We start from the raw sequence: 26561 nt of genomic DNA, 5'->3' as shown, positions 1-26561 counted from the left end.
CTTTATATTACGTTTTACTATTTACGAATTACGATTAACATTTCTCTACTATAGCAGCAACAGCAATATCAGCGCCAGCGTACCTAACAGGAATACGTAAGTGTATTGCTGGATCTGTCCGCTTTGCAAACCGCGTATCTCATCACTGGTGGCATTGGCACTCCAGGCAAGGAAGTTGAAGAAGCCATCTATTACATGGCGATCGAACCAGGCAATGGGACGGGAGATGCAACCGAAAATAATCTTGTGAGTGATAAACTGATATATTTCATCGATATAGAATCGGTGATAAGCGGCTGTCCATAATCCGCGGAAGCGGCGGGCAAGAGCATTGGCAACGGGTTGTTTGGCCCGTGCATACATAGCTGTAGCAATCGCAATGGAGATAACAGCTATGGCGATGCTGGTGCCTGCTACTGTCCAATCGAGATGTATTTCGTAAGCTGTACCGTTGGAGCTGATGAACTTACCGAAGGGGATGAAACCTGCCACAATGGTTACAACAGCAAGGAACATCAACGGAATAGTCATAGCCAGCGGGCTTTCGTGAGGGTGAGGCACCCCAGCCAAGTTTCCATGCGGCGTGTGGCTTTCATCGCTCGGCGACTCTTGCCGGGGCGCTACGCCCCCCCAGAAGATACCATAGTAGAGGCGGAACATATAGAATGCCGTCATAGCGGCAATTGCTGTCATAATCCAACCCATAGCAGGACTGAACTGGAAGCATGCAGTCAGTATTTCGTCTTTAGAGAAGAATCCGGAGAACGGAGGAATACCTGCGATGGCAAGACATGCAATCAGGAATGTGATATGTGTTACAGGCATATATTTACGTAGCCCACCCATAGCGGACATTTCATTGCTGTGTACTGCATGGATAATGCTACCTGCGCCGAGGAAGAGCAATGCCTTGAACATGGCGTGTGTAAACAGATGGAACATTCCCGCCATATAACCTAGGCCACCGTGATGTGGATCGGCAGAAGTACAAACTCCCAGTGCCACCATCATAAAGCCAATTTGTGAAATAGTAGAGAATGCTAATACACGCTTGATATCACTCTGCACACAAGCTACCGAAGCAGCATAGAATGCAGTGAACGCTCCGACGTAAGCTACCAGATGCAGCAAATCCGGTGCATAACCGATGAACAACGGGAACATTCGTGCCACAAGATAAACTCCGGCTACTACCATCGTTGCTGCATGGATCAATGCACTGACAGGTGTCGGGCCTTCCATAGCATCCGGCAGCCAGATATGCAATGGGAACATTGCACTCTTACCGGCGCCACCGATAAACATAAGTCCCAGTGCCAGAGGTATCATTGTTGCACCGCCTTTCAGTAATGCCATTTCACTGGGTTGGAAAGTATAGGTTCCGGTATAGTAACCGTACACGAGGATACCGATCAGGAAACCCAGGTCGGCAAAGCGGGTGACGATGAACGCCTTTTTGCTTGCGGCAATGGCAGATGGCTTCGTATAGTAGAAACCGATGAGCAGATAAGACGAAACACCCACCAACTCCCAGAACAGATACATCTGGAAGATATTGGTAGCCACTACCAAGCCCAGCATGGACATGGTGAAGAGGCTGAGGAATGCATAATAACGTTGGAATCCACGTTCACCTTTCATGTAGCCGAAAGAGTAGACATGTACCATCAGCGATACGGTAGAGATAACGATGAGCATCATTACTGAAATAGGATCGAGCAGGATACCCAAGTCGATACTCAGCGTTGGGGTGAAAGGCAGCCACGTTACATTATAAGGCATAAGTGTGGCGAAGGTACCATCCGCCAGACGTGGAGCGGAGAAATATTGCCAGGCAGTGGCGTAGCTCAGCAGGGTCACCACAGCCAGTACCGTGGTACCGATGATGCCTGCCGTCCGGTGCGTCATCCATTTGCCGCCAATCCCCAACGTGAGGAAGGAGAGCAAGGGGAGGAGCAGGATTAGAATTGTATATTCCATATTTATCTAATTATTAGGTTTTAGATATTAAATATTAATTCTATGCAGCATCACAGCGCAGCTAATTAATACCTAATATTTAATATTTAATTGTTACCACTTCATTTCGTCCAGCTTGCCGACCTGGATGCTTCGTATATTACGATAGATATTGATCATAATCGCGATAGCTACTGCCGTTTCGGCTGCCGAGATGGCAATGGAAAACAGGGCAAAGAAATACCCTTCCATTCCGTCGGGGAAAAGGAAACGGTTGAATACTGCGAAGTTGATATCCGTAGCATTCAGTATCAACTCGATGCTGATAAGTATCGCCAGCGTGTTGCGGCGGGTGAAGAACCCGTAAATACCGGCGAAAAACATGATAGCCGAAACTATCAGATAATATTCCATGTGTATCATAATCAATTGTTTTTATCGTTTACGTGCAATTACCAGGCCACCTACGATACATGCCAGCAACAAGATGCTGACTGCCTCGAAAGGAAGCAGATAACCATATTTGTCACTGCTCAACATAGAATGGCCGATAGTCTTGATGTTGATTTCCAACGGTGCAAGATCCGTGGTTACTATAAACTTATGTTTCAGTGTGATGAACAATACGATGATGGCGCCACCTACGGTTGCGCCCAGACCGGCCATCAGTTTGCTACGTTTTAATTTGTCGATAGTACGGTCTCCTTCACCACTGGTTAGCAGGATGGAGAAGACGTAGAGCACCACAATACCGCCGGCATAAACCATGATTTGTACTGATCCCAGGAAGGTGTAACCTAACAGGAAGTAGATGCCTGCCGTGCCGAAAAGCGTAAACAGCAGATACGTTGCCGAGCGTACCATGCGGCGTGTGGTCACTGTGAGAATAGAACACACGGTGATGAACACTGCCAGAAAGTAGAATACTACGGTTTCAAGGGTTATTTCCATATTCTTGAATTCAAATTACTTAGTTTCAAATTACTTTGTTGCTTCACTTTGGGGAGCAGCGGGTTTCTTTTTCTCTTCTACGTGACTGCCCGGATGGTTAAGCGTCTTCACCAGCTTTGTACGGTCGAATACTGCATGTTCAAAGTCGGTAGCAAACGTAATTGCACCGTGCGGACAAGCTGTAACGCAAAGTTGGCAAAACATGCATGAACCGAGATCGTATTCATACTTCGCCAAAATCTTCTTTTTCTTGCCGTCCTCAGTCTCTATCATTTCACTGGTTACTTTGATAGTGTCGTTGGGGCATGCTATCTGACATAGTCCACATGCTATACAGTGATGTTCGTTCCGCTCATTGTGGGGCATGGTCAGCGTTCCGCGGAAACGGTCGAACATTTCCAGGGTCGCACGGTTTTCCGGATATTGTTCCGTTACTTTCCGGCGGCAAAAAACAGTCATGGTAGTTTTCATACCTGTCAGCAAAGAACCGATGCCATGCATCAATCCGCCTAAATAACTGTATGTTTCGTTCTTATCTTTCATTATCTCTTTATATTTAATTTACCCAAAGGGAAACTTTGCTCCGACGCTACGCCGGCTAGAAGTGCAGTTTAAATACAACAATCAGTACCATGATGATCAGGTTCAGCATTGAAATCGGTACCAGGTACTTCCATTCCAGTGCCAATATCTGGTCGATACGCAAGCGGGGAAATGTCCACTTAATCCACATCAGCAGGAATACTACAAAGAAAGCTTTACCAAAGAACCAGATGAAGCCCGGAATATAATCCATTATAGCATTGAAGCCGTCCAGTCCTACGATATGGAATGGCATCCAGCCGCCCAGGAAGATGGTGGCAGCTACGCTGGCTACAATAAACAGGTTCAGATATTCGGCCAGGTAGAAGAAACCGAAGTGCATACCGCTATATTCGGTGTGGTATCCTGCTGTCAATTCACTTTCTGCTTCCGGTAAGTCGAACGGACCGCGGTTACATTCTGCGTTTCCAGCTATCAGATAGATAACGAATGCAATTACTGCAGGGATGTGTCCCTTGAAGATGAACCATCCATCTGCTTGGCCTTCTACAATTTCAGAGAACTGCATGGTTCCCATCAGTACTACCATGGTCAGTATGCTTAGTCCCACAGACAACTCATACGAGATAATCTGTGCTCCGCTTCGCATCGCGCCGATGAGCGAGAACTTATTGTTCGACCCCCATCCTGCCAATAGAATACCTAATACGCCTATACTGGAAGCAGCCAGCAGGAAGAATACGCCTACATTGAAGTTCAGTACTTCCATACCTTTATTAATAGGCAGGCATGCAAAGGTCAGGAACGAAGCAATGATCACCATGAACGGTGCCAGATTATAGAGAAAGCGGTCGGCATCCTTGGGGGTGAATATCTCTTTGGTCAGCATCTTCAATACGTCACAAATGACTTGAATGCTACCCCATTTACCCACACGGTTCGGACCGAGGCGGCATTGGAAGAAAGCGCATATCTTGCGCTCCATATAAATAAGAATGATGGCGAGCACGGCATACATCAGGATGATGCACACGCCTATCACTACACATTCGAGGAATATTGCCAGACCTTCCGGCATGACGGAAGTCAGCGTCTGGTGTATCCAGTTGGTTACTATACTAAAGTCAAACACGTTATTTAAATTAAGAATTAATAATGAAGAATGAAGAATTACCATGCGGGTGATGGCGTATTCATTCTTTGATTTAATTATTTATCAGACTTACGAATTAAGAGGAAGAAAATTATGCTGTACTGTTGCATTCTTTAATTCTTCATTCTTAATTCTTCATTCTTCATTTACACTACCTGTCAATATCCGGCACTACATAATCCAGTGTTCCCCCGATAGCTATCAGGTCGGCAATCTTCGATCCGCGGCAGATGGTGTCTACGGTACTTACCAATGGTAATCCTGTTGAACGGAAATGCAAGCGGTACGGAGTTTTGTCACCATGGCTCTCCAGAAAGACACCAAACTCACCACGGCTTCCCTCTACAGCAGCATAATACTGCCCTTCCGGTACGCGGATAATAGGTTTCATCTTTTCCTGATACGGACCTTCGGGAATGTTGTCGATGAGTTGCTCAAGGATATTCATACTTTCCATGATTTCATCCATACGAACCATGTAACGTGCCCAGGAGTCTCCTTCGGTATAGACGATTTCTTTGAAATCTACTTTGTCGTATACTCCATAAGGTTGGCGCTTGCGCACATCACAAGCCCAGCCACTGGCACGTCCTGTGCCGCCTGTGGCTCCGAAGGCGATAGCGTCTTCACGGCTCAGCACTCCTACGCCTTTCAGACGTTGTTGTGCGATAATGTTGCCGGTGAATACCTGGTGATACTCGTGGATGATTCCACGCAGATAGGGGATGAACTCTTTCACCCGCTTCTGGAAGTTGGGATGCAGGTCAGCCTGTACGCCACCGATGGTGTTGTAGTTCATGATGAGGCGTCCACCACAAGTTTCCTCAAAGATGTCGAGTATTTTTTCACGATCACGGAAGCCGTAGAAGAAAGCGGTAAGGGCACCGAGGTCCATTGCCAGACAAGAATAGAACAACAAGTGAGAGTCGATACGTTGTAATTCATCCATAATGGTGCGGATGTACTTCACACGGTCACTCACTTCTATACCCATTGCCTGCTCAATACACATACACAGGGCATGGCGATTCTGGTGTGCACCCAGATAATCCAAGCGGTCGGTCAATGCCAAGGTTTGAGGATAAGTAAGGCTTTCGCACATCTTTTCAATACCCCGGTGGATGTAACCACAGTTAGCATCTATCTTATCGATCGTTTCACCTTCCAGTGATACACGGAAACGCATTACGCCATGTGTAGCTGGGTGTTGGGGGCCGATGTTCACAACGTATTCCTCGTCACCAAAGAGCACCAGCTCTTTATTTCTCACGGTACCATCCGGATTCAGTTTCAACTCAATAGTGGTATCGATAGTTTCTTCATTGTCCATGCGCAATGGGTTGTCCTTTTCCGGATCGTTATCCTTACGCATCGGGTAACCTACCCAGTCATTACGCAGGTAGAGACGACGCATATCAGGGTGTCCTATGAAGACAATGCCATAGAAGTCATATACTTCACGTTCATTGAAGTCCGCTGCTTTCCAAATGTCGCTGACACTGGGTAATTCAGGATTCTTGCGGTCCAAGGTAGCAGTACGCACTGCTGCTTGCTTACCGGTAGCGGTGGATTCCAGCAGGTAGACAACACCCAGTCCGCGTGGAGCATCCGGTGCATCTCCATCGGCGGGCTCTCCCCAGTCCATACCGCTAAGGCACTTTAGGAAGTCCATCTGCTCTTCGCGGTACAGACGGAGCATTTCAGCGTGTAAGTCCGCAGGTTCTATAAATCGTATATTATCCATATTCTGATTATTTTTCTGTCTCCTCTTTCGGTTTGGGCTCTTTTCTGTTTACTCCACCGAAGAATTTTTCAATTTTCACTTTGCGTTGCAATTGCATCATACCATAGTAGAATGCTTCCGGGCGGGGAGGGCATCCAGGAATGTACACATCCACCGGTAGAATTTTATCTACCCCATTGACTACGTGGTATGACTTCTTAAACGGTCCTCCACTAACAGCACATCCACCTACAGCAACCACATATTTAGGATCCGGCATCTGGTCGTACAAGCGTTTTAGTACAGGCGCCATCTTATTGGTAATGGTTCCGCATACCATAATCATATCTGCCTGTCGAGGACTGGCACGGGCTACTTCAAATCCGAAACGCGCCATGTCATAGCGCGCGGCACCCAGTGCCATGAACTCGATACCGCAACAACTTGTTGCAAACGTAAGCGGCCACAGCGAATTGCTGCGTCCCCAGTTGATGAAATCGTCCAATACTCCGAGAGCGACGTTTGCGCCTCCGGCATTAAGTTCGCGAACGAGTTTCTCCAACGTTTCATTATCCGTAAATTCTCCATACGGAATAGATTTTATTTTGGGTTTTTTCTTTATTTCCATTCCAATGCTCCTTTCCGCCATGCATAGGCAAGTCCCAATACAAGGATTAGTAAGAAAAATAAGATACTGAGTAACCCTGCTATTCCCAGATCACGGGCAATAACTGCCCATGGGAACAGGAATACTGTTTCCACATCAAACATCAGGAACAGGATGGCAAACAGATAGTAACCTACCCGGAATTGCATCCATGATTTACCACGGGTAGGGATACCGCACTCGTACGCTTCCATCTTCTGTGGATTGTACGAACGGGGTGATATCGCTTTTGACAATGCGATAACAATACCCACGAAAGCAATTGCCGTCAGCAAGACGACTACTAACAAAGTAAAGTTCATAAATCTAATTAACTTTTAGATGTATATAATAGGATAGTTGGTCGAAATAAGTAATACCTCTGAATTACCTTCGACTGACTTTGGCAAGCGATAGAGCCTACCTGACTTTTTATCAAATGATTATCTTTCTCAGCCCGAATACATAGTAAGAAAGCGGGTCGGGTACAGGGTAGAAAGAAGTATGTAGCAGCGAATCACCGACCGAAGAATCGGACAGCCAACACATTCGAAAATAACTCAGCAACAGCAAGACACTTTTGTTACCGGGTACTTGCGTGCTGTCCACATTATCCATATATAAAGGTATGGACGAAAAGTGGTCATATAATATGCTACGGATATCTTGTTTATGGGTAGTAGTAGGAGCCTGAGATAAGATGCAACGTTCTTCATCATTGTGTATGAAGGTGCATGATATACCTGCCGCCTGTGCGACGCCGTCGTATAATAATACGCCGAGCAAGACTATCATGAAGTATTTTATGCACTGTCTCATACAACTACTTTTTTCATTCGGCTGCAAATGTATAACAAATATTGGCTATTTTGTTATATAGAGATGGCAAAGTACTTTGTTTTTAGCACTTTTTTGCCTTATATCAACTTCTTCTCCAGAATTCCGGGGTAAAAAGCAGTAATACGGTGAATAATTCCAGACGCCCCAGAAGCATGAGGAAAGCTAATAACCATTTTGCTATATCGGGCAATGCATTCCATGAGAAGGCAGGACCTGTCTCACCCAATCCGGGACCCATATTACCGATACTGGATACTACGCAACCCACAGATTCTACAAAACCGATACCCAGTCCCATCATGATCAGTACACTAATGATAATAATAACTGCATATATAAAGCAGAATGCCAGTACGGTAGATTGTACGGAAGGTGAAATAACCTGTTTGTTAATCCTGACCGGTAACACTGCATTCGGATGGAGAATATGTTTGAATTCATTACGCGCTACTTTGCCGAGAATAACCATGCGGATACATTTGAGACCACCTGTCGTGCTTCCTGCACAGGCTCCCATCAGCATAACAATGGTTAGTAATCCCCATGTTACAGCGGGCCATAACATGTAGTCATCTGTAGCAAAACCGGTAGAGGTGTGCAGCGAGATAACCTGGAACAGTGATTTACGGAAGGCATCTTCCATTCCCATGGGCTTGGAATAGAAGAGTATGACAGCGATTAAGCCGGTGAACAGTATTACCGACCAGAAATACCATTTCAACTCAGCATCATGAATAACTTTCTTGAATTTCCGGTTGACGAAAAATAACAATAACGTAAAGTTGATGCCGGATATAAACATGAAGATGGATATTACATATTCAATATAGGGAGACTGATAATAAGCCACACTGGCTTGTTTGGTGGAGAAACCACCTGTGCCGGTAGTGGCAAATGCGTGGCAAACACTGTCGAACCAATCCATTCCGCCCAGCATCAGTAAGGCGACAAGAATACACGTAATGCCTGCATAGATACTCCAAATCCATTTGGCGGTAATGCCTATACGCGGATGTACTTTATCGTGTGTCGGTCCGCTGGCTTCGGCTGCAAAGACCTGCAAACCACTGACACCGAATATCGGAAGGATGGCAATGGTAAACATGATAATCCCCAAACCGCCTATCCACTGGGTCATACTGCGCCAGAAGAGAAGTCCATGGGGCAGTGATTCTATGTCATCCAATATGGTGGCGCCCGTACTGCTGAAGCCGGACATTGTTTCAAAGAAAGCGTTGGTGATGCTCGGTATATATCCGCTGATATAAAATGGCAGCATGCCGAAAAGTGAGAATGCTATCCACGCAAAGCTGACGAGTACATATCCGTCCCTGCGTGTTAGTTGGCGATCTCCTCCCTTGCCCATGGCTGCCAGAAGCAATCCCGCGCCTGCTGTGATACCTGCCGATACCCAGAAATCTACCAATGCTTCGTCCTGATAATAGAACGAAACACCGGAACAGGCTAGCAGCATCACTGTTTCAAGCAACAGGAGAATACCGATAATCCGTATTACTGTCTTAAAGTTAATCACGTCGCTTAATTAAAGAATTTCTCAATCTTTTTAATCATCATATTCAGGCAGAACACTACTACGTGGTCTCCCGGTATTATTTGGGTATTACCGGTTACTACCACACCTTCACCTTGGCGGATTAATCCACCGATGGTAGCTCCCTTGGGCAAACCGAGGTCTTTCACTTGATGTCTGGTGATTTTTGAATCGGCCTTCACGGTAAATTCCGCAACGTCGGCATTGGCAAAAGTAAGGCATTTTACATTGCTGACGTCAGCATCCAGCATCATTTGGTAGATGTGGCTGGCGGTGATCATTTTCTTGTTGATCACCGTACCGATATCGAGGCTTTCCGCCATGCCTATATAATCTATATTTTCTACTTCTGCCACTGTTTTGCTGACGCCCATACGTTTGGCTGCAAGGCAGGAGAGAATATTCGTTTCCGAGTTGTCCGTCAGTGCTACGAAAGCTTCCGTATTTTTCAGACCTTCTTCAATCAGTAAGTCCATATCACGACCATCGCCATTGATAATCATAACTTTATCATCGAGAATCTCCGTCAGACGGTTGCAACGGTTCAGATCGTTGTCTATGATCTTTACCTGCATATAGTCGGGCACATATTGCGCGGTTCGCACGGCAATGCGGCTTCCACCCATGATCATTACGTTACGTACATCGGCATAATCTTCCTTACCGGCTATCTTGCGTATATAGGGTACATATTTGCGGGTGGTGGTGAAATAAACAATATCATGTAGTTTAATTACATCGTCACCACGCGGAATAAGTGTCTCGTTGCCGCGTTTGATGGCCACTACGTGATAGGGTTTATCCGTCCCGGCAAGTTGGTGCAGGGGGATATCCAGTATTTCCGCTTTCTCACGCATTTTGGTACCGATCAGTATCAAAGACCCGCCACAAAACTCCCACCATTGGCGTACCCAACTCATACGTATGGAGGATACGATTTCTTTTGCTGCAAGCATTTCCGGATAAATCAGTGAATCTACACCCAGTTTCTTGAAGAATTCTTTATTTTTGGGTAGAAGGTATTCGTAATTGTCGATGCGGGCAACTGTCTTTTTCGCACCAAGGTTGGTAGCCAACATACATGCGGTCATGTTACGGCTCTCGTCGGGAGTGACGGCTATAAAGAGATCTGCCTCTTTAGCCCCCACTTCTTTCAACCCTTGAATGGAAGTAGGTGAAGCCGTGACCGTCATTAAGTCAAAGTTAGAACTGAGAGTGCTCAACCTTTCCTCATTGTCGTCCATCAATATGATGTCCTGCTTTTCGCGGGACAGCAATTTTGCCAAGTGTGTGCCTACTGCGCCGGCACCGGCAATAATAATTTTCATCGCTCTTTTATTATGCTTTCTAATATCCCTTTTTCATCCATACCACACAAGTGATACAACTCCTGTACTGTTCCATGTTCTATAAACGTATCAGGCACACCTATGCGTTGTACGTGTGGGGTATATCCATTGTCGGCCATAAATTCCAGAACGGCACTACCCATGCCGCCTTTCCGTATGCCATCTTCAATGGTGATGATGCGGGAAAATGAGTGTCCTATTTCATGCAGCATTTCCTCGTCCAGCGGCTTAAGGAAACGCAGGTCATAATGTGCTATTGATATATCTTTTTCTTTTTCTGCCTGTTCGATGGCCTTTGCGGCAATATTACCTATCGGACCAAGTGTGAGTATAGCAAGGTCTTTGCCACCTTTTAGTTTGCGTCCTTTGCCGACGGGTATTTCTTCCAATGGGCATTTCCAATCTATCAGCGCACCACGTCCGCGAGGATAGCGGATGACGAACGGTCCTTTATCCGGCAACTGTGCCGTGTACATGAGGCGGCGCAGTTCATGCTCGTTCATGGGTGATGATATAGTTAGATTGGGAATGGGACGGAAATAAGCTAAGTCGAACACACCGTGGTGCGTTGGTCCGTCTTCGCCTACCAGTCCGGCACGATCCAGGCAAAGTACGACGGGCAATTTGAGTATGGCTATGTCGTGGATGACGTTATCATAGGCACGTTGCATGAATGAGGAATAGATATTACAGAACGGTTGCATTCCCTCTTTTGCCATACCTCCTGAGAAGGTTGCGGCATGTCCTTCAGCAATTCCTACATCAAAGGCACGGTCGGGCATTGCCTTCATCAGCATGTTCATAGAGCATCCTGTAGGCATGGCGGGAGTGACACCGACAATGCGTGGGTTCTGTTCGGCAAGTTCCACAAGGGTTTCACCGAACACATCCTGATAGAGTGGGGGCAGGTTGTGAGTGTCTGCCGTAAAGCGTTCGCCGGTTTCAGGATCAAACTTACCCGGTGCGTGCCAGATACCCGGTGCCTTTTCTGCCGGTTCAAATCCTTTTCCTTTGACCGTATGTAAATGTAGGATTTTCGGTCCTTTCATGTCTTTGATATCCCGCAGGATGCGGGCGATATTCTTTACATCATGCCCGTTGATGGGACCGAAATAACGGATATTCATTCCCTCGAAGATGTTCTGTTGTTGGGCAGCCATCGATTTCAGACTATTGCCGAAACGAATGAGTGCTTTACGGCGGTCTTCATTAAGAATGCCCACTTTGAATAACATCTTGGATATTTTGAAACGCAGTTGGTTATAACGGTTCGAAGTTGTCAGGTTGAATAAGTATTGCTTCATACCACCTACGCTGCGGTCGATGGCCATGTCATTATCATTGAGGATAATGAGAAGATTGTTGGAGCTTGCAGAGGCGTTATTTAATCCTTCAAAAGCCAGTCCTCCACTCATGCTGCCGTCGCCTATTACAGCAACCACATGGCGATCTTTTTCTCCTTTTTCTTCTGCTGCTACGGCCATGCCGAGTGCTGCAGAGATGGAATTAGACGCATGTCCGCAGGTGAAAGTATCATAATCGCTTTCATCGGGAGAAGGGAAAGGACGAATGCCTTTGAATTTCCTGTTTGTGGAAAATGTTTCCCGGCGTCCGGTTAGTATCTTATGACCATACGCTTGATGACCTACGTCCCACACAATACGGTCGTAGGGGGTATTGAACACATAATGCAGGGCGACGGTTAGCTCTACCGTCCCCAGACTGGCTGCAAAGTGTCCCGGGTTACACGAAACTTCTTTTATAATGTCCTGCCGCAATTCTTTGCAGACTTCCGGGAGTTGCTCAACACTCAGCTTGCGCAGGTCTTCCGGGTCAGAAATAGAATTTAGCAAGTTATATGATGCTGTCTCTGTCTTCATCTCTGTTCTGAGGATTACAAATTGCAAAATTAGTAAAAGAAAACGGAAGGGCATTTCCTTTTCGGGGAAAAAATGCGAATCCTTGCTTCTTTAACCTTCATACATCTGTATTTTACCTTATCACACTTTGTTCATAATCCGAAAGGTATGAATTAACTGCAATAGCTAACTCCTTTCTTAGGCATTCCTATGCTTTTTCCCTTCCAATGGTTAGCTTTTTCCATCCGAACACTTATTCTTTCCACCATGGAGGTTTTTTCTTTCCACCATGGTGGAAAGAAAGTTTCCCCGTGATGGAAAGCAACTTTCTCCATGGTGGAAAGAATAAGTGCCTACTACAATTTTCCTTAACCGTCGCAGAGAAAAGAGATAAAAGTGGTGATGCGGCGGCTTAACTCCCATAATTCTTTGATTGGCGGATGAGTTATCCTTGCTTTTGTTTGTCCTCTTAAAACAATTTGATTACTTTTGTTGCTGCAATGCATTGCTTGGTTTTCGTATAGAAAACAATCAGCCTTAGCTTTAGCATTTTACGAAATGCAGAAGTGTGCATCTACGAACAAGAAATGCATTGGAACTTAATTAGCACAAATCAAATGGAGAAAGAAAAAAAATCCTTATTTAGCGTAGCGGACATAGTGAAGCGCGCCAAGCGTGTACTGAACTTTAAGACTGATGCTGATCTGGCCGCTTACCTGGGCGTTTCGCGTTCCACACTTAGTAACTGGATTGCGCGTAACAGTACTGACTTTCCGTTGCTGCTGAGCAAGATGAAAGACGTAGACTACAACTGGCTATTGTTGGGAAAAGGAAGTCCTGTATATCAGGCAAAATTATGCAATAGCGAGTACGCGAGGGGAGAAGTTGAGATCGTCCACAATCCCAAAACTCCAGATCCGGTGGGTGATCGTAGTGTAGCACTTTATGATATCACTGCTGCCGCCAATCTAAAAACACTGCTTGCCAACAAACATCAATATGTAGTAGGTAAGATACAGATTCCCAGCATTCCCTTGTGTGATGGCGCCCTCTATATCAGTGGAGATAGTATGTATCCCATTCTGAAATCAGGAGATATCGTAGGCTTTAAAGAAATCAGTAGCTTTAGCAATGTCATTTATGGTGAGATGTACTTGGTTTCATTCAATATTGATGGAGATGAATATTTGGCAGTGAAGTATGTGAACCGTTCGGAAATAGACGGTTGCATTAAGCTGGTGAGCTATAATCCGCATCATGAACCGATGGATGTGCCGTTTGCAGCTATCCAGGCAATGGCAATTGTGAAGTTTTCGATCCGGAAGAATATGATGATGTAAAATACTAATTTTCATAATCTATGGATTTCTTTACTCCCGTTGGGTTGCCTTCCGGTTTGCCACCTCTTGTACAGGCAGATAACCTCCTGTTGATGGGGTCTTGTTTTGCTACCAACATGGGGAGCTTACTCGTGGATGCTAAATTCCATCCGGATATAAATCCATTTGGGGTTCTTTATAATCCCTTGTCCATTTCGGCTGCCTTGCGTGAGGTGGTGGCAGGTAAGGCATATAAGGAAGAAGATTTGTTTTTCTTCCGCGAATGCTGGCACAGCCCCATGCATCATGGAGATTTTTCTTCACCTTCAATGGAGGAAACTTTGCAGCGCATTAATGCCCGTTTGCTGGCAGCACACGAATGCATTCATCAACTGGATTGTCTGATGTTGACTTTTGGTACATCCTGGGTGTACGAACAGAAGATTACGGGGCATGTGGTTGCAAACTGCCACAAGCAACCGGAATCTGTCTTTATTCGTCGCAGACTCAGTGTGCAGGAGATTGTATCCGACTATATTTCCCTTTTCTCCGGTTTGATTGCCCGGAACCCGAAGCTGAAAGTGATTCTTACCGTTAGTCCTATACGACACATACGCGATGGAATGCATGCCAATCAATTGAGTAAAGCTACGCTTTTGCTTGCCATCGACCAGTTGCAGGCTTCTTTTCCCGAACATGTCTCTTATTTTCCGGCTTATGAACTCTTGCTTGACGAGCTTCGCGACTATCGTTTTTATGCTGACGATATGGTGCATCCGTCCCCCCAGGCGGTACGCTATGTATGGGAGAAGTTTGTGCAGACTTGCTTCTCGGAAGATGCGTTAGAGATTATGCAGGAAAGTGAAAATATCAATAAAGCGCTATCTCATAAGCCCTTTCATCCGGAGTCAGAGGAGTATAAGCGTTTTTTAGGACAAATTGTGTTAAAAATAGATCGACTTAACCAAAAATACCCGTACTTAGATTTCCAAAACGAGAAAGAAATATGTCATATACGATTGAAACAATAGCCGAACGCATTGGTGCACGACGTGTGGGGGACACGCCGGCAACTATAGACTGGTTACTTACCGATAGCCGTTCCTTGAGTTTCCCCGAAGAAACTTTGTTCTTTGCCTTAACTACCAAGCGCAATGATGGTGCCCGCTATATCCCTGATTTATATTCACGTGGCGTCCGTAACTTTGTGGTTAGCAAAGAAACCTACAAAGCAATTGAAAATGGGCAATTGACAATTGACAATTCTATGCAGCGTGATAGCGCGCAGCCCATTGTCAATTGTCAATTGTCAACTGTCAATTTTTTAGTGGTTGCCAATCCGTTGAAAGCTTTGCAGAAATTGGCGGAGCAACATCGTGAGCAATTCCAGATTCCTGTGATTGGCATTACAGGCAGTAATGGAAAGACTATTGTGAAAGAGTGGCTTCATCAGTTGCTTAGTCCCGAACGGGTAATTGTCCGTTCGCCTCGCAGTTATAATTCTCAGATCGGGGTGCCTCTGTCTGTCTGGCAGATGAACGAACAGTCTGAGCTTGCTATTTTCGAGGCTGGTATTTCTGAGATGGGAGAAATGCGTGCCTTACAGAATATTATCAAGCCAACCATTGGCATACTGACTAATATTGGTGGTGCTCATCAGGAAAACTTCTTTTCTCTGCAAGAGAAATGCATGGAGAAGCTGACTCTGTTTAAGAACTGCGATGTGGTGATTTATAACGGCGATGATGAGTTTATCAGCAATTGCGTGGCCAAGTCCATGCTCAGTGCCCGTGAAATAGCATGGAGCCGGAAAGATATGGAGCGTCCTCTGTTTATAAGTAAGGTGGAGAAGAAGGAGGATTGTACCGTCATCTCTTACCGTTATCTGGAAATGGATAATACTTTTATGCTGCCTTTTATTGACGATGCTTCTATTGAGAATTCGCTGAACTGCCTGGCTGCCTGTCTTTACCTAATGCTTCCTGCTGAAAAAATTACGGAGCGCATGACGACACTGGAACCGGTGGCTATGCGTTTGGAAGTGAAGGAGGGCAAAAACGGTTGCTTATTGATTAATGATAGTTATAACAGTGATCTCGCTTCATTGGACATTGCGCTTGATTTCCTCTACCGTCGCTCGCAAAGCAATGGGTTGAAGCGTACACTCATTCTTTCTGATATACTGGAAACGGGCCAGAATGCACCGACGCTTTACCGGAAGGTATCGCAGTTGATCAACAGTCGTGGTATTGAGCGCATCATCGGTGTTGGAAATGAGATTGCTTCGTGTGCTGCACGGTTTGATATTGAAAAGGCTTTCTATCCTAATACGGAAGCATTGTTGCGTGCTATTTCCCGTGGTGAGCTACGGTTGGAAAATGAAATTATATTGATAAAAGGTGCCCGTCAGTTTGGCTTTGATGCTTTGACGGAAGAACTGGAGAAGAAGGTACACGAAACGATTCTTGAAGTGAATCTCGGAGCCATGATAGCCAACCTGAATTATTATCGTAGTAAACTGAAGCCGGAAACCAAGATGGTCTGCATGGTGAAAGCGTCTGCGTATGGTGCAGGCTCGTATGAGATTGCCAAGACACTACAGGAACATCATGTCGACTATCTGGCTGTGGCTGTGGCCGACGAAGGTTCCGAACTGCGCAAAGCAGGTATTACGGCGAGCATTATCATTATGAATCCGGAGATGACGGCATTCAAGACTATGTTCGATTATAAGCTGGAGCCGGAAGTGTACAGCTTCCATTTGCTGGATGCACTGATTAAGGAGGCGGAAAAAGAAGGTATCACCAACTTCCCTATTCATATAAAACTGGATACGGGTATGCACCGTCTGGGCTTTGCCCCCGAGGATATGCCACGACTTATAGAACGGTTGAAGAGCCAGAATGCTGTCATTGCACGGTCTGTATTCTCTCACCTTGTAGGCAGTGATGCATCTCAGTTTGATGCATTTACGCGTGGACAGATAGAGATGTTTGAAGCAGCCTCTATGCAGTTGCAAGCAGCATTTCCGCATAAGATACTCCGTCACATCTGCAACTCGGCAGGTATTGAGCGTTTCCCTGGAGCACAGTTCGATATGGTACGTCTGGGCATCGGTTTGTATGGTATCAGTCCGATCGATAATACTATTATAAATAATGTAAGTACACTGAAAACTACCATCCTGCAAATACGGGAGGTACCCGAAGAAGATACGGTTGGATATAGTCGCAAAGGGCATCTGACACGTGATTCACGTATTGCTGCACTGCCTATCGGATATGCCGACGGACTAAATCGTCACTTAGGCAATGGTCATGCATATTGTTTGGTGAATGGGCAACGTGCACCTTATGTCGGTAATATCTGCATGGATGTCTGCATGATAGACGTTACGGATATTGAATGTAAAGAGGGGGATACCGTAGAGATATTTGGCGATCATCTGCCCATTACGGTGCTTTCCGATGTACTTGAAACCATTCCTTACGAAGTATTGACAAGCGTTTCTACACGGGTGAAGAGGGTTTACTATCAGGACTGATATTCGGTTTTACCCTTATTCTTTTCGTTTTAATCCGTGTAAAAGTGTGTAATCTGTAGTGAAACTATTATATTTGCAACAAATTTAAAAAACTATGAATATGACAAACTTACTTTTATTAGGCTTTCTGCCCAGCGGTTCCGAATGGGTCATTATCGCTTTGCTTATCCTGTTGTTGTTTGGTGGTAAGAAGATACCTGAATTGATGAAGGGATTAGGTAAAGGCGTGAAGAGCTTCAAGGACGGTGTGAATGAGGCGAAAGAAGAAATAAATAAGGCGAAGGAGGATATAGAAGAGCCGGCTTCTAAAAAATAATAAGCTACGGGTTACAAGCTACGAGCTACAAGTACCTGCGCTATCATGCCGAAGGTACTTGTAGCTTGTAGTTCGTGGCTTGTAACTATTTCACTAGTATGGCAGATAAAGAACTAACCTTTTGGGATCATTTGGACGAACTGCGTCGGGTACTGTTTCGCGTTCTCGGCGTGTGGTTTGTATTTGCAGTCGGTTATTTTATTGCAATGCCGTGGCTATTTGATAATGTGGTGTTGGCACCCTGCCACAATGATTTCATCTTTTACGACGTGCTGCGATATGTCGGAAAAACATTCAATCTTAACGATGAATTCTTTACGCAGCAGTTTCATGTCAAACTGATCAATATAAATCTGGCGGCTCCGTTCTTTGTTCATATGTCCACCGCATTCTGGATGTCGGTGGTGACGGCTACGCCTTATATCTTTTTCGAAATCTGGAGGTTTATCAGTCCTGCTCTTTACCCTAACGAGCGTCGTGGGGTGAAGAAAGCTTTATGCATTGGTACGGTGATGTTTTTCCTCGGTGTACTGTTGGGGTATTTTATGGTCTATCCATTGACGTTGCGCTTTCTCTCAACCTACGAACTGAGTGCAGCCATCGAGAATCAGATTTCTTTAAATTCTTACATAGATAACTTCATGATGTTGGTGCTCTGTATGGGACTGGCTTTTGAATTGCCGTTGGTGACTTGGTTACTTTCACTTTTGGGATTGGTGCACAAATCTTTCCTGCGCAAGTATCGTCGTCATGCACTGGTGATAATTGTGATAGTCGCAGCTATTATTACGCCAACCGGCGACCCTTTCACTCTGACGGTGGTTTCCATTCCGCTTTATCTGCTCTATGAGTTGAGTATCCTGATGATTAAGGATAAGAAAACTGACACGGACGAGGCGGATGAAGATAAGGAGGAATAATGCAGGAAGAGGTACGGGAATACTATTACTTCTTACTTACTGTCTGCCGGGATGAAAATATTCCATTAACAACGGCTTACCGTCAGCTTCGTGAATTTCTGGAACGTCTTTGTCGTACACAAATGCCGGACGGTAGTCTGCAAATGACTGACTTGTCTGCACGTATCAGCTTTGTAGCCTCAAAAGCCGGACTGTCTGTTGTGGAACAAAATCGCTTACATACTTTTCGCCTGACCTCCAATGCTGTTCTGAACCGTTTGGCTGAACCCTCACGGGAGAATCTGTTGAGAGACATCAAGACATTGACTTTCTTTGTGAAGAAGCTTACGGGAGAGGAGATACCGGCGGAACTTTACCGCTTGCTTCCCCGTGCGGATGCTACTTATATCGTTTCTCCACTTGCTAAAGAACGGGTACGCCGGATGCGTGTTTGTTTTCAATATGCCGATGATACGTATTTATATGTATTACCTGTAGATGTCGTTGCTGATGAACCGTTACGGGTGCGATATAATGTACCGCAGGTGAATGAGGAATTTGCAGAAACCTGTCAATTGTTATGGCGCCATGCGCAGGTCAATCTATTGAATGTAGCTGTAGATGAGGCAGGTGTATTGACACCCTCTTTTATTATTTTAGAACCGGATTATCTGTTGGATATCAGTGCTCTGGCAGAGTGTTTTAAAGATTACGGGCATCATCCGGCCAATTATCTGCTGGCACGTTTGCAATCTCCCGATAATACACGTCCTCTTTTGCTCGGTAATATTGCCAATCTTTTCCTGGACGAATGGATCTATGCGAAAGAGGAGCCGGACTATTTATCCTGCATGAAAAAGGCTTTCCGCACTTATTCCATAGAGTTGGCTGCATGTGCCGATTTGCTGGACAAGGAGAAAGAAAAGGAATTCTTTGCCGATTGTAAACGACACTTCGAACATATCCGTCAAACGGTGACTGAAACTTTCCGGACTCCCGGTTATGAACTGGATAAAACAGATGCAGTATTGGAACCTACCTATATATGTGAAGCACTGGGGTTGCAAGGACGTCTGGACTATATGCAGCGCGATATGTCTTCCTTTATAGAAATGAAGTCGGGCAAAGCCGATGAGTATTCTATCCGGGGCAAGGTGGAACCGAAAGAGAATAATAAGGTACAGATGTTATTGTATCAGGCAGTGCTGGAATATTCTATGGAAATGGACCACCGCAGAGTAAAGGCATATTTGCTGTATACACGTTACCCGTTGCTATATCCTGCCCGTCCATCGTGGGCGATGGTACGGCGTGTGATGGATGTTCGCAACCGGATTGTGGCGAATGAATATGGCATGCAATTACGTAACAGTCCTCATTATACAGCGGAATGCCTGAAAGCTATCAATCCAGAGACACTGAATGAGCGTCATCTGAATAACACGTTATGGAAACGCTATCTTTATCCGTCCATCGATGCAGTGGCACAACGTATCCGGATGCTTACTGCATTGGAACAATGTTACTTCTATACACTCTACAATTTTATAACCAAGGAATTGTACACTTCAAAATCAGGTGATATTGATTATGAAGGGCGTGCAGGAGCTGCTGCTTTGTGGCTTTCCACACTTGAAGAAAAGCGTGAGGCGGGGGAGATACTATATGATCTGACGATCACAGAGAATCATGCGGCAGATATACATAAGGCATATCTTGTATTGGCACGTCCGGTTAATGATTTATCTCTGCAAGTTTTACCGAATTTCCGTGAGGGTGACGCCATTGTCCTCTATCAACGCAATCAAGATACGGACAATGTAACCAATAAGATGGTATTCAAAGGGAATATAGAGCGAATCACCGACCGGGATATCCGTATACGTCTTCGTGCTTCGCAGCAAAATGCTTCTGTGCTTCCTCTGGAGAGTCACTATGCCATAGAGCATGATTATATGGATACTTCTTTCCGCAGCATGTATCTGGGACTTTCCGCTTTCCTTTCCGCTAACAAGGATCGCCGGGACTTATTGCTGTCTCAGCGTGAACCGGAATTTGATACTTCTTTTGATGCCCGTATTGCAGCCGCTTCCAATGATTTTTCCCGCATTACCCTGAAGGCACAAGCAGCCAGGGATTATTTTCTTTTGATAGGTCCTCCGGGCACCGGAAAGACTTCCCGTGCTTTGCGTGGTATGGTAGAAGCTTTCTATCGTGAAGGGAAACAGATATTGTTACTTTCATATACAAATCGTGCAGTGGATGAGATCTGCAAAACCCTTTCTGTAATAACGCCTGAGATTGATTTTATTCGTATCGGAAGTGAGCTCTCTTGCGATCCTCCTTTCCGTTCCCGATTAATAGAGAATGTGCTGGAAGCCTGTTCTACACGTCGTGAAGTACACGCATGCATAGAAGGTTGTCGTGTTTTCGTTGGTACTGTTGCTACCTTCTCATCTAAAACGGATATGTTTCGTCTGAAGACTTTTGATGTGGCTATTGTGGATGAGGCTACCCAGATATTGGAACCACAATTGTTAGGGCTTCTTTGTGCAAGAGATGTGGCTGGCAACAATGCCATCGGCAAGTTTATTCTTATCGGTGATCATAAGCAATTGCCTGCCGTTGTTCTTCAATCCGAATCGCAATCTGAAGTATGTGAAGAATGTTTGCAGAGTATCGGTTTGTATAACTTGAAAGATTCTCTGTTCGAACGTCTCTATCGTACAGTCTCTGCCGATCACTCGTCACCAACTACTCAGCGTTTTTACGATATGCTTTGCCGGCAGGGACGTATGAATGTGGAAGTAGCTCAGTTCCCTAATCGTGCTTTTTACGGCGGATTACTGGAAGCTGTCGGTTTGCCGCACCAGCAAGGTAAACTTGTGCTTGCTCCGGGGCTGGAGAGTGATGAATTTGCTGATATATTAGTGCATCGGGTAGCTTTTCTTCCCTCGGTGCCGGAGACTCCTTCACAATCAGCGAAGATTAACCATTTCGAAGCACGACTTACAGCGCGGTTGGCCGCTTCCGTTTACCGACAGTATGAAGCAAGCAATTCTGGGTTTAATTCTGCTTTGACTTTAGGCGTTATCACTCCTTATCGTAGCCAGATAGCCCTTATAAAGAGAGAAATAGCTGCTTTGGGAATTCCTGTTTTGAATGATATTCTGGTGGACACCGTAGAACGTTTCCAGGGGAGTGAGAGGGATGTGATTATTTATTCTTTCTGTGTAAACCGCACTTATCAACTGAAATTTCTTGCCAATCTTACGGAAGAAAAAGGAGTCTGGATTGACCGGAAACTAAACGTTGCGCTCACTCGTGCTCGCAAGCAGCTATTTATGACAGGGGTGCCTCACTTGTTACGACAAAATCCTATCTACGCCGATCTGCTCGATACGGTTTTATAAAGCTTTACCAATTCCATTTAGTAAATCTTAAATGTTCCTCAATTCTTTATATCTTTTATTAATATCTCTGAATGGAATAAACCCCTATATTTGCCGAACGTTTTTTTCATAGAGATTTAGATTTAAGGTTAGAAGAATTGTGGAAGTCGTGAGACTTCCCTTTTTTTCATCTTAAAGTTTTGCGCTCCTGTATTTCTCGTGAACCGTTTGGAGGTGTAATTTGCTAAAGTGGGCACTGAGGTTTGTGTAGTTTTGGCGGGAGAGTGCAGAAGAGAGTCGCTTCGTGAGAAGGGGCTTTTTTTGTGCCCATACTTTTTATATTATACTAAAAAAGGTGCCCATCGCTGAGCACCTTTTTCATTGTTTATTCTATTATAAACTTATAATATTATTATTCCAGTACGATAGGTTTGTATTTAGGTACCAAAGCCTTCATTACAATCCAACCGATCAGGTAAGCCACCGCACATACACAGAAAATAATGAAGTATCCTGCAGGTTTACCGGAGAAGCCCATAAATTCCATGGCAGGACGTACAAACTGTGCACCTTGTTCCAGCAAATCATGAGTCATTTCTACTTCTTTTCCATCTACTATTGTACTTCCTGATGAATATACGAAGAGATTACCTGCTACTTTCTGCAGAATCATTGAACCGAAACCACCGGCCATACCACCAATACCCGTGATACTTGCAATAGCTGCTCTTGGGAACATATCACTTACAGTAGAGAAGATATTAGCAGACCAGGATTGGTGAGCTGCACCACCGATACCGATCATGATAACCGGCAACCATGGAGAGATAGTGCCCAGAGGTTGTGCCAACAGTACTACCAGCGGGAAGAATGCGAAAATCAACATAGCACGCATACGTGCTGCATACGGGTTCAAACCGGTTCTGTTGATGATGATAGTAGGTAATTTACCACCATAGATTGAAAGCATCGTAATGGCATATAGGGTAAAGATCAGTGCAATACCCAATCCCTCGGAAGTTTTGATGCCAAATTGAGTATTCAGATAGGAAGGAGTCCAGAATAGGAAGAACCACCATACACCGTCAGTCATAAATTTACCGAAAGCGAATGCCCAGGTTTGTTTATAGCTAAAGCATTGCCAGAATTTCATCTTCTTTTCGTCTTTTTCTTCTACTACCGGAGCAGCACCTTCTTCATGCTTGTCCTGTTCGATATATTCCAGTTCGGCTTTGTTTACGTGTTTGCTTTCTGAAGGTTTAGAGTACATGAATACCCAGAAGCCCATCCAGATAAAGCCGAGACCACCAATTACAATGAAAGCCATTTCCCAACCCCATGCTTTAGCCAGCAAAGGAATAGTCAACGGAGCAACCAAAGCACCGATAGAAGCACCGGCATTAAAGATTGAAGTAGCATACGCACGGTCTTTCTTAGGGAAATACTCGGCAGTTACTTTGATAGCCGCAGGGAAGTTACCGGCCTCACCGAGTGCCAATACGCAACGGGCTGCAAGGAAGCAGTACATACTAATTGTAGCAATGGTTACCACAACATCACCGGTAGCACCCATTAATTCGGCTGCACTGTGCAGACCTACGAAGTGCTCGGTTACGATACCACAGAAAGCGTGGAGACAGGCACCTGCCGACCATACACCGATAGCCCAAAGAAATCCTTTCTTAGTTCCCATCCAGTCGATGAAGCGACCTGCAAACAACATGCAGACTGCATAAACAATAGAGAAAACAGAAGTGATTGTTCCATAGTGTGATTCGTCCCAATGGAATTCGGGTTTGATAAATTCATCCCACGTCAATGACAGCACTTGGCGGTCAAGGTAGTTTACTGTTGTCGCAAAAAATAACATGGCACAGATGGTCCACCTGTAGTTGGTCATCTTTCCCACTGCATTTTGATTTAAACTCATGATACGTTGATTTAAAATTATTAATTCTTATTTCTGGGGCCAAAAATACACATTATTTGATGTATATCAATACTTTTTTCGTCTAATTTCCTGCAATTTTTGTTCGAAATGCAAATAAATGGCAAAAAAACTCGTTATCGCGCACGAAATTGCTCGTTCTCGTACACGAAAAAATAAGATTGTAGAGGACGAAAATAAATAATGCACCATTTCGGTCGAAAAGTACACAACGTTTTAGGTGAGAACCGCTATCTTTGTCACATTACTTAATATAATCTATATACCTAAAAACAAGAATAGAATGATGAATAATCTACTTTGTAAAACTTTTGTGATGGGAGCGCTAATTTGCTCTGCCCAGTTGTCCGCCCAGAAAGTTAGTGATAAGCAACCCTGGTCGGTGCGTATGGTAGAGTCAGAGATGATTCGTTGCCCAGAATCCTGGCAGTTGGATTTCCAACCCAAATTGAAATGGGACTATTGTCATGGACTGGAATTGCAGGCTATGTTGGATGTGTATGATACTTATGGAGATAAAAAGATATTCGACTATGCGTTGGCTTACGCAGACACAATGATACACAATGATGGAAGCATCGAGACTTATAAATTGCATGAATATAACATTGACCGTCTGAACTCTGGTAAATTCCTGTTTCGTATTTATGAACAGACGAAAGATGAGAAATATAAGAAAGCTATAGACCTGTTGCGTAGCCAGCTCGATACCCATCCACGCAATGAGGATGGAGGTTTCTGGCATAAGAAAGTTTATCCCAATCAGATGTGGCTGGATGGCATTTATATGGGAGCACCTTTCTATGCCGAATATGCTTTTCGTAACAACCGTGTACAGGATTATCAGGATATTGTCAATCAGTTTATTACAGTAGCCCGCCATACTTATGACCCCAAGAACGGTCTTTACCGTCATGCCTGTGACGTCAGTCGCAAGGAACGTTGGGCAGATCCTGTCACCGGACAGTCTCAACATAGCTGGGGACGTGCTATGGGCTGGTATGCAATGGCATTTGTAGATGCGTTGGATTTTATTCCGAAACATGAAGCTGGTCGTGATTCCATGCTGGTTATCTTGAACAATATTGCTGCACAGGTGAAGCGTATACAGGATCCGAAGACAGGACTGTGGTATCAGGTACTGGATAAAAGCGGTGAGAAGGGAAACTATTTGGAGTCTTCTTGTTCTACTATGTTTGTTTATGCTTTGTTTAAGGCGGTTCGTAAAGGATATATTGATAAGTCATATCTAAAAGTAGCTCTCAAAGGCTACCAGGGCATTCTCGATAACTTCATCGAAGTAGATAAAGATGGTGTGGTAACTATTACGAAAGCTTGTGCAGTTGCCGGATTAGGCGGTAAGAATTACCGTATGGGCGATTACACCTATTATATAAATGAGACAATCCGTAGCAATGATCCCAAAGCAGTAGGTCCATTTATCATGGCAAGTTTGGAATGGGAACGTTTGCAGCAAGTAAAAGAAATCGTTAATCAAAAATAGGACAATGAAACGACTGGCTTATTATTTATGCGGTATAGTTTTTCTCTTGGTAGGGATCATCCCATTGTCGGCACAGACGCAATGGAAGGATACGATTGTTGTATCTCGCGATGGCTCGGGAGACTATCGCACCTTGACGGAAGCTATGGAAGGTATTCGGGCTTTTATGGATTATAAAGTGACGGTACTGGTAAAGAATGGTACTTATAAAGAAAAAGTGGTTATCCCTTCTTGGTTGCAGAATGTGGAATTCATTGGTGAAAGTGTGGAAAACACGATTATCACGTATGATGATCACGCCAATATTAATAAAATGGGTACTTTTCGCACTTACACACTGAAAGTGGAGGGGAATAGCATAACTTTCAGGAATCTGACTATAGAAAATAATGCCGCCAGGCTGGGACAAGCCGTGGCACTCCATACGGAAGGTGATAAACTGGTATTCATAAACTGCCGTATTTTGGGTAATCAGGATACTATTTATACAGGTGCTGCCGGTACACGGCTCTATTTTGTAGATTGCTATATTGATGGCACTACCGATTTTATATTTGGTCCTTCTACCGCATTGTTTGAGAACTGTGAGATACGGAGTAAAACCAATTCATACGTAACGGCAGCTTCTACGCCTAAAGATATTGCGGTGGGATATGTTTTCAAGAACTGCCGGCTGACTGCCGACCCCGGTGTGGATAAGGTATATCTGGGACGTCCCTGGCGTCCGTATGCCGCTACCGTATTTATCAATTGCGAAATGGGCAAACATATCCGTCCCGAAGGTTGGCATAACTGGGGAAATGTAGAAAATGAGAAGACCGCCCGTTATGCTGAATATGGAAGTACGGGAGAAGGTGCTCCGGTAGCCGATCGTGTGAAGTGGGCGAAACAATTGACGAAAAAGGAAGCTGCACGATATGATGATCTGAGTTACATCTATAAAATGTGTAGTGATTGGAAACCTGCAAAATAACAACTTAACTTCCTGCCTGCAAGAACTTAATTCCTTGTCGACAGGAAGTTAACTTTTTGTTCGCAAGAAGTTAATTTCTTGCAGACAGGAT

The 26561-nt window shown here is 44.7% G+C and carries 21 protein-coding genes; 8 read left to right on the top strand and 13 right to left on the bottom strand.

Annotation, left to right across the window (positions count from 1 at the left end; translation table 11 throughout):
• Window positions 1-48: 48 nt before the first annotated feature.
• From nuoL to dxs, 12 genes are all read right to left on the bottom strand, one after another.
• Window positions 49-1980 carry an NADH-quinone oxidoreductase subunit L gene (gene nuoL, locus DW182_RS10800; protein WP_118295509.1) on the bottom strand — a complete coding sequence of 644 codons (1932 nt, stop codon included), beginning with the start codon at window positions 1978-1980 and terminating at the stop codon, window positions 49-51.
• 93 nt (window positions 1981-2073) lie between these two features.
• A complete protein-coding gene (gene nuoK / locus DW182_RS10795; protein ID WP_021968081.1) occupies window positions 2074-2382 on the bottom strand; it encodes an NADH-quinone oxidoreductase subunit NuoK in 309 nt (102 codons plus the stop codon).
• 12 nt (window positions 2383-2394) lie between these two features.
• Window positions 2395-2910, bottom strand: a complete 516-nt coding sequence (locus DW182_RS10790; RefSeq protein ID WP_007666969.1) for an NADH-quinone oxidoreductase subunit J — start codon at window positions 2908-2910, stop codon at window positions 2395-2397.
• A gap of 30 nt (window positions 2911-2940) precedes the next feature.
• Window positions 2941-3453, bottom strand: a complete 513-nt coding sequence (locus tag DW182_RS10785) for a 4Fe-4S binding protein (protein WP_007666966.1) — start codon at window positions 3451-3453, stop codon at window positions 2941-2943.
• Between the two features lie 55 nt (window positions 3454-3508).
• Window positions 3509-4585 carry an NADH-quinone oxidoreductase subunit NuoH gene (gene nuoH / locus DW182_RS10780; protein ID WP_007666963.1) on the bottom strand — a complete coding sequence of 359 codons (1077 nt, stop codon included), beginning with the start codon at window positions 4583-4585 and terminating at the stop codon, window positions 3509-3511.
• A 172-nt stretch (window positions 4586-4757) separates the two neighbouring features.
• Entirely contained in the window at window positions 4758-6350 is a 1593-nt protein-coding gene (locus DW182_RS10775) for an NADH-quinone oxidoreductase subunit D (protein WP_115502668.1), read from the bottom strand.
• Window positions 6351-6357: 7 nt separating this feature from the next.
• The gene (locus DW182_RS10770) at window positions 6358-6957 is read right to left on the bottom strand and encodes an NADH-quinone oxidoreductase subunit B (protein ID WP_044532517.1); all 600 of its coding nucleotides are present in this window, start codon (window positions 6955-6957) and stop codon (window positions 6358-6360) included.
• Window positions 6948-7298 (bottom strand): NADH-quinone oxidoreductase subunit A, encoded by a 351-nt coding sequence (locus DW182_RS10765; RefSeq protein ID WP_007666958.1) that lies wholly within the window; start codon window positions 7296-7298, stop codon window positions 6948-6950. Before DW182_RS10765 ends, DW182_RS10770 begins: the two co-directional genes overlap by 10 nt.
• A 112-nt stretch (window positions 7299-7410) precedes the next feature.
• Window positions 7411-7794 (bottom strand): hypothetical protein, encoded by a 384-nt coding sequence (locus DW182_RS10760; protein ID WP_171032182.1) that lies wholly within the window; start codon window positions 7792-7794, stop codon window positions 7411-7413.
• A gap of 103 nt (window positions 7795-7897) precedes the next feature.
• Entirely contained in the window at window positions 7898-9349 is a 1452-nt protein-coding gene (locus tag DW182_RS10755; RefSeq protein ID WP_021968076.1) for a TrkH family potassium uptake protein, read from the bottom strand.
• A gap of 5 nt (window positions 9350-9354) precedes the next feature.
• Window positions 9355-10695, bottom strand: coding sequence for a Trk system potassium transporter TrkA (gene trkA / locus DW182_RS10750; protein ID WP_021968075.1), 1341 nt, complete (start codon window positions 10693-10695; stop codon window positions 9355-9357).
• Window positions 10692-12596, bottom strand: a complete 1905-nt coding sequence (gene dxs, locus DW182_RS10745) for a 1-deoxy-D-xylulose-5-phosphate synthase (protein WP_118295535.1) — start codon at window positions 12594-12596, stop codon at window positions 10692-10694. Before dxs ends, trkA begins: the two co-directional genes overlap by 4 nt.
• 596 nt (window positions 12597-13192) lie before the next feature.
• On the opposite strand from dxs, the gene DW182_RS10740 reads away from it, so the two are divergent.
• From DW182_RS10740 to DW182_RS10715, 6 genes are all read left to right on the top strand, one after another.
• The gene (locus DW182_RS10740; protein WP_118295508.1) at window positions 13193-13915 is read left to right on the top strand and encodes a helix-turn-helix domain-containing protein; all 723 of its coding nucleotides are present in this window, start codon (window positions 13193-13195) and stop codon (window positions 13913-13915) included.
• 20 nt (window positions 13916-13935) lie between these two features.
• Window positions 13936-14925 (top strand): GSCFA domain-containing protein, encoded by a 990-nt coding sequence (locus DW182_RS10735; protein WP_021968072.1) that lies wholly within the window; start codon window positions 13936-13938, stop codon window positions 14923-14925.
• On the top strand, window positions 14901-17438 hold the full coding sequence (locus tag DW182_RS10730) for a bifunctional UDP-N-acetylmuramoyl-tripeptide:D-alanyl-D-alanine ligase/alanine racemase (RefSeq protein ID WP_118295507.1): 2538 nt from the start codon (window positions 14901-14903) through the stop codon (window positions 17436-17438). Before DW182_RS10735 ends, DW182_RS10730 begins: the two co-directional genes overlap by 25 nt.
• Before the next feature lie 100 nt (window positions 17439-17538).
• Window positions 17539-17754, top strand: a complete 216-nt coding sequence (locus DW182_RS10725) for a twin-arginine translocase TatA/TatE family subunit (RefSeq protein WP_021968070.1) — start codon at window positions 17539-17541, stop codon at window positions 17752-17754.
• A gap of 98 nt (window positions 17755-17852) precedes the next feature.
• Entirely contained in the window at window positions 17853-18674 is an 822-nt protein-coding gene (gene tatC, locus DW182_RS10720; protein WP_007666927.1) for a twin-arginine translocase subunit TatC, read from the top strand.
• Complete coding sequence (locus DW182_RS10715; protein WP_118295506.1) at window positions 18674-22066, top strand: DEAD/DEAH box helicase; 3393 nt, start codon at window positions 18674-18676, stop codon at window positions 22064-22066. Before tatC ends, DW182_RS10715 begins: the two co-directional genes overlap by 1 nt.
• A gap of 391 nt (window positions 22067-22457) precedes the next feature.
• Here the strand turns inward: DW182_RS10715 and DW182_RS10710 are convergent, their stop codons facing one another.
• Window positions 22458-23975 (bottom strand): MFS transporter, encoded by a 1518-nt coding sequence (locus DW182_RS10710; RefSeq protein ID WP_007666923.1) that lies wholly within the window; start codon window positions 23973-23975, stop codon window positions 22458-22460.
• 301 nt (window positions 23976-24276) lie between these two features.
• Between DW182_RS10710 and DW182_RS10705 the strand changes: the two genes are divergently transcribed.
• Window positions 24277-25497, top strand: a complete 1221-nt coding sequence (locus tag DW182_RS10705) for a glycoside hydrolase family 105 protein (protein ID WP_118295505.1) — start codon at window positions 24277-24279, stop codon at window positions 25495-25497.
• A gap of 4 nt (window positions 25498-25501) precedes the next feature.
• Entirely contained in the window at window positions 25502-26470 is a 969-nt protein-coding gene (locus DW182_RS10700; RefSeq protein WP_118295504.1) for a pectinesterase family protein, read from the top strand.
• Window positions 26471-26561 lie beyond the last annotated feature (91 nt).

The organism is Bacteroides sp. AM16-24, from assembly GCF_003471885.1.
In the GTDB taxonomy this organism is placed as follows: Bacteria; Bacteroidota; Bacteroidia; order Bacteroidales; family Bacteroidaceae; genus Bacteroides.
The sequence above is the reverse complement of the archived record's forward strand: the minus strand, read 5'-3'. Positions and strand labels throughout refer to the sequence as shown.

What these genes read in the sequence shown, in the direction of transcription:
- nuoL (WP_118295509.1), bottom strand. Translation starts at nt 1,980, where the DNA reads ATGGAATATACAATTCTAATCCTGCTCCTCCCCTTGCTCTCCTTCCTC.
- nuoK (WP_021968081.1), bottom strand. Translation starts at nt 2,382, where the DNA reads ATGATACACATGGAATATTATCTGATAGTTTCGGCTATCATGTTTTTC.
- DW182_RS10790 (WP_007666969.1), bottom strand. Translation starts at nt 2,910, where the DNA reads ATGGAAATAACCCTTGAAACCGTAGTATTCTACTTTCTGGCAGTGTTC.
- DW182_RS10785 (WP_007666966.1), bottom strand. Translation starts at nt 3,453, where the DNA reads ATGAAAGATAAGAACGAAACATACAGTTATTTAGGCGGATTGATGCAT.
- DW182_RS10775 (WP_115502668.1), bottom strand. Translation starts at nt 6,350, where the DNA reads ATGGATAATATACGATTTATAGAACCTGCGGACTTACACGCTGAAATG.
- DW182_RS10770 (WP_044532517.1), bottom strand. Translation starts at nt 6,957, where the DNA reads ATGGAAATAAAGAAAAAACCCAAAATAAAATCTATTCCGTATGGAGAA.
- DW182_RS10765 (WP_007666958.1), bottom strand. Translation starts at nt 7,298, where the DNA reads ATGAACTTTACTTTGTTAGTAGTCGTCTTGCTGACGGCAATTGCTTTC.
- DW182_RS10760 (WP_171032182.1), bottom strand. Translation starts at nt 7,794, where the DNA reads ATGAGACAGTGCATAAAATACTTCATGATAGTCTTGCTCGGCGTATTA.
- trkA (WP_021968075.1), bottom strand. Translation starts at nt 10,695, where the DNA reads ATGAAAATTATTATTGCCGGTGCCGGCGCAGTAGGCACACACTTGGCA.
- dxs (WP_118295535.1), bottom strand. Translation starts at nt 12,596, where the DNA reads ATGAAGACAGAGACAGCATCATATAACTTGCTAAATTCTATTTCTGAC.
- DW182_RS10740 (WP_118295508.1), top strand. Translation starts at nt 13,193, where the DNA reads ATGGAGAAAGAAAAAAAATCCTTATTTAGCGTAGCGGACATAGTGAAG.
- DW182_RS10735 (WP_021968072.1), top strand. Translation starts at nt 13,936, where the DNA reads ATGGATTTCTTTACTCCCGTTGGGTTGCCTTCCGGTTTGCCACCTCTT.
- DW182_RS10730 (WP_118295507.1), top strand. Translation starts at nt 14,901, where the DNA reads ATGTCATATACGATTGAAACAATAGCCGAACGCATTGGTGCACGACGT.
- DW182_RS10725 (WP_021968070.1), top strand. Translation starts at nt 17,539, where the DNA reads ATGACAAACTTACTTTTATTAGGCTTTCTGCCCAGCGGTTCCGAATGG.
- tatC (WP_007666927.1), top strand. Translation starts at nt 17,853, where the DNA reads ATGGCAGATAAAGAACTAACCTTTTGGGATCATTTGGACGAACTGCGT.
- DW182_RS10715 (WP_118295506.1), top strand. Translation starts at nt 18,674, where the DNA reads ATGCAGGAAGAGGTACGGGAATACTATTACTTCTTACTTACTGTCTGC.
- DW182_RS10710 (WP_007666923.1), bottom strand. Translation starts at nt 23,975, where the DNA reads ATGAGTTTAAATCAAAATGCAGTGGGAAAGATGACCAACTACAGGTGG.
- DW182_RS10705 (WP_118295505.1), top strand. Translation starts at nt 24,277, where the DNA reads ATGATGAATAATCTACTTTGTAAAACTTTTGTGATGGGAGCGCTAATT.
- DW182_RS10700 (WP_118295504.1), top strand. Translation starts at nt 25,502, where the DNA reads ATGAAACGACTGGCTTATTATTTATGCGGTATAGTTTTTCTCTTGGTA.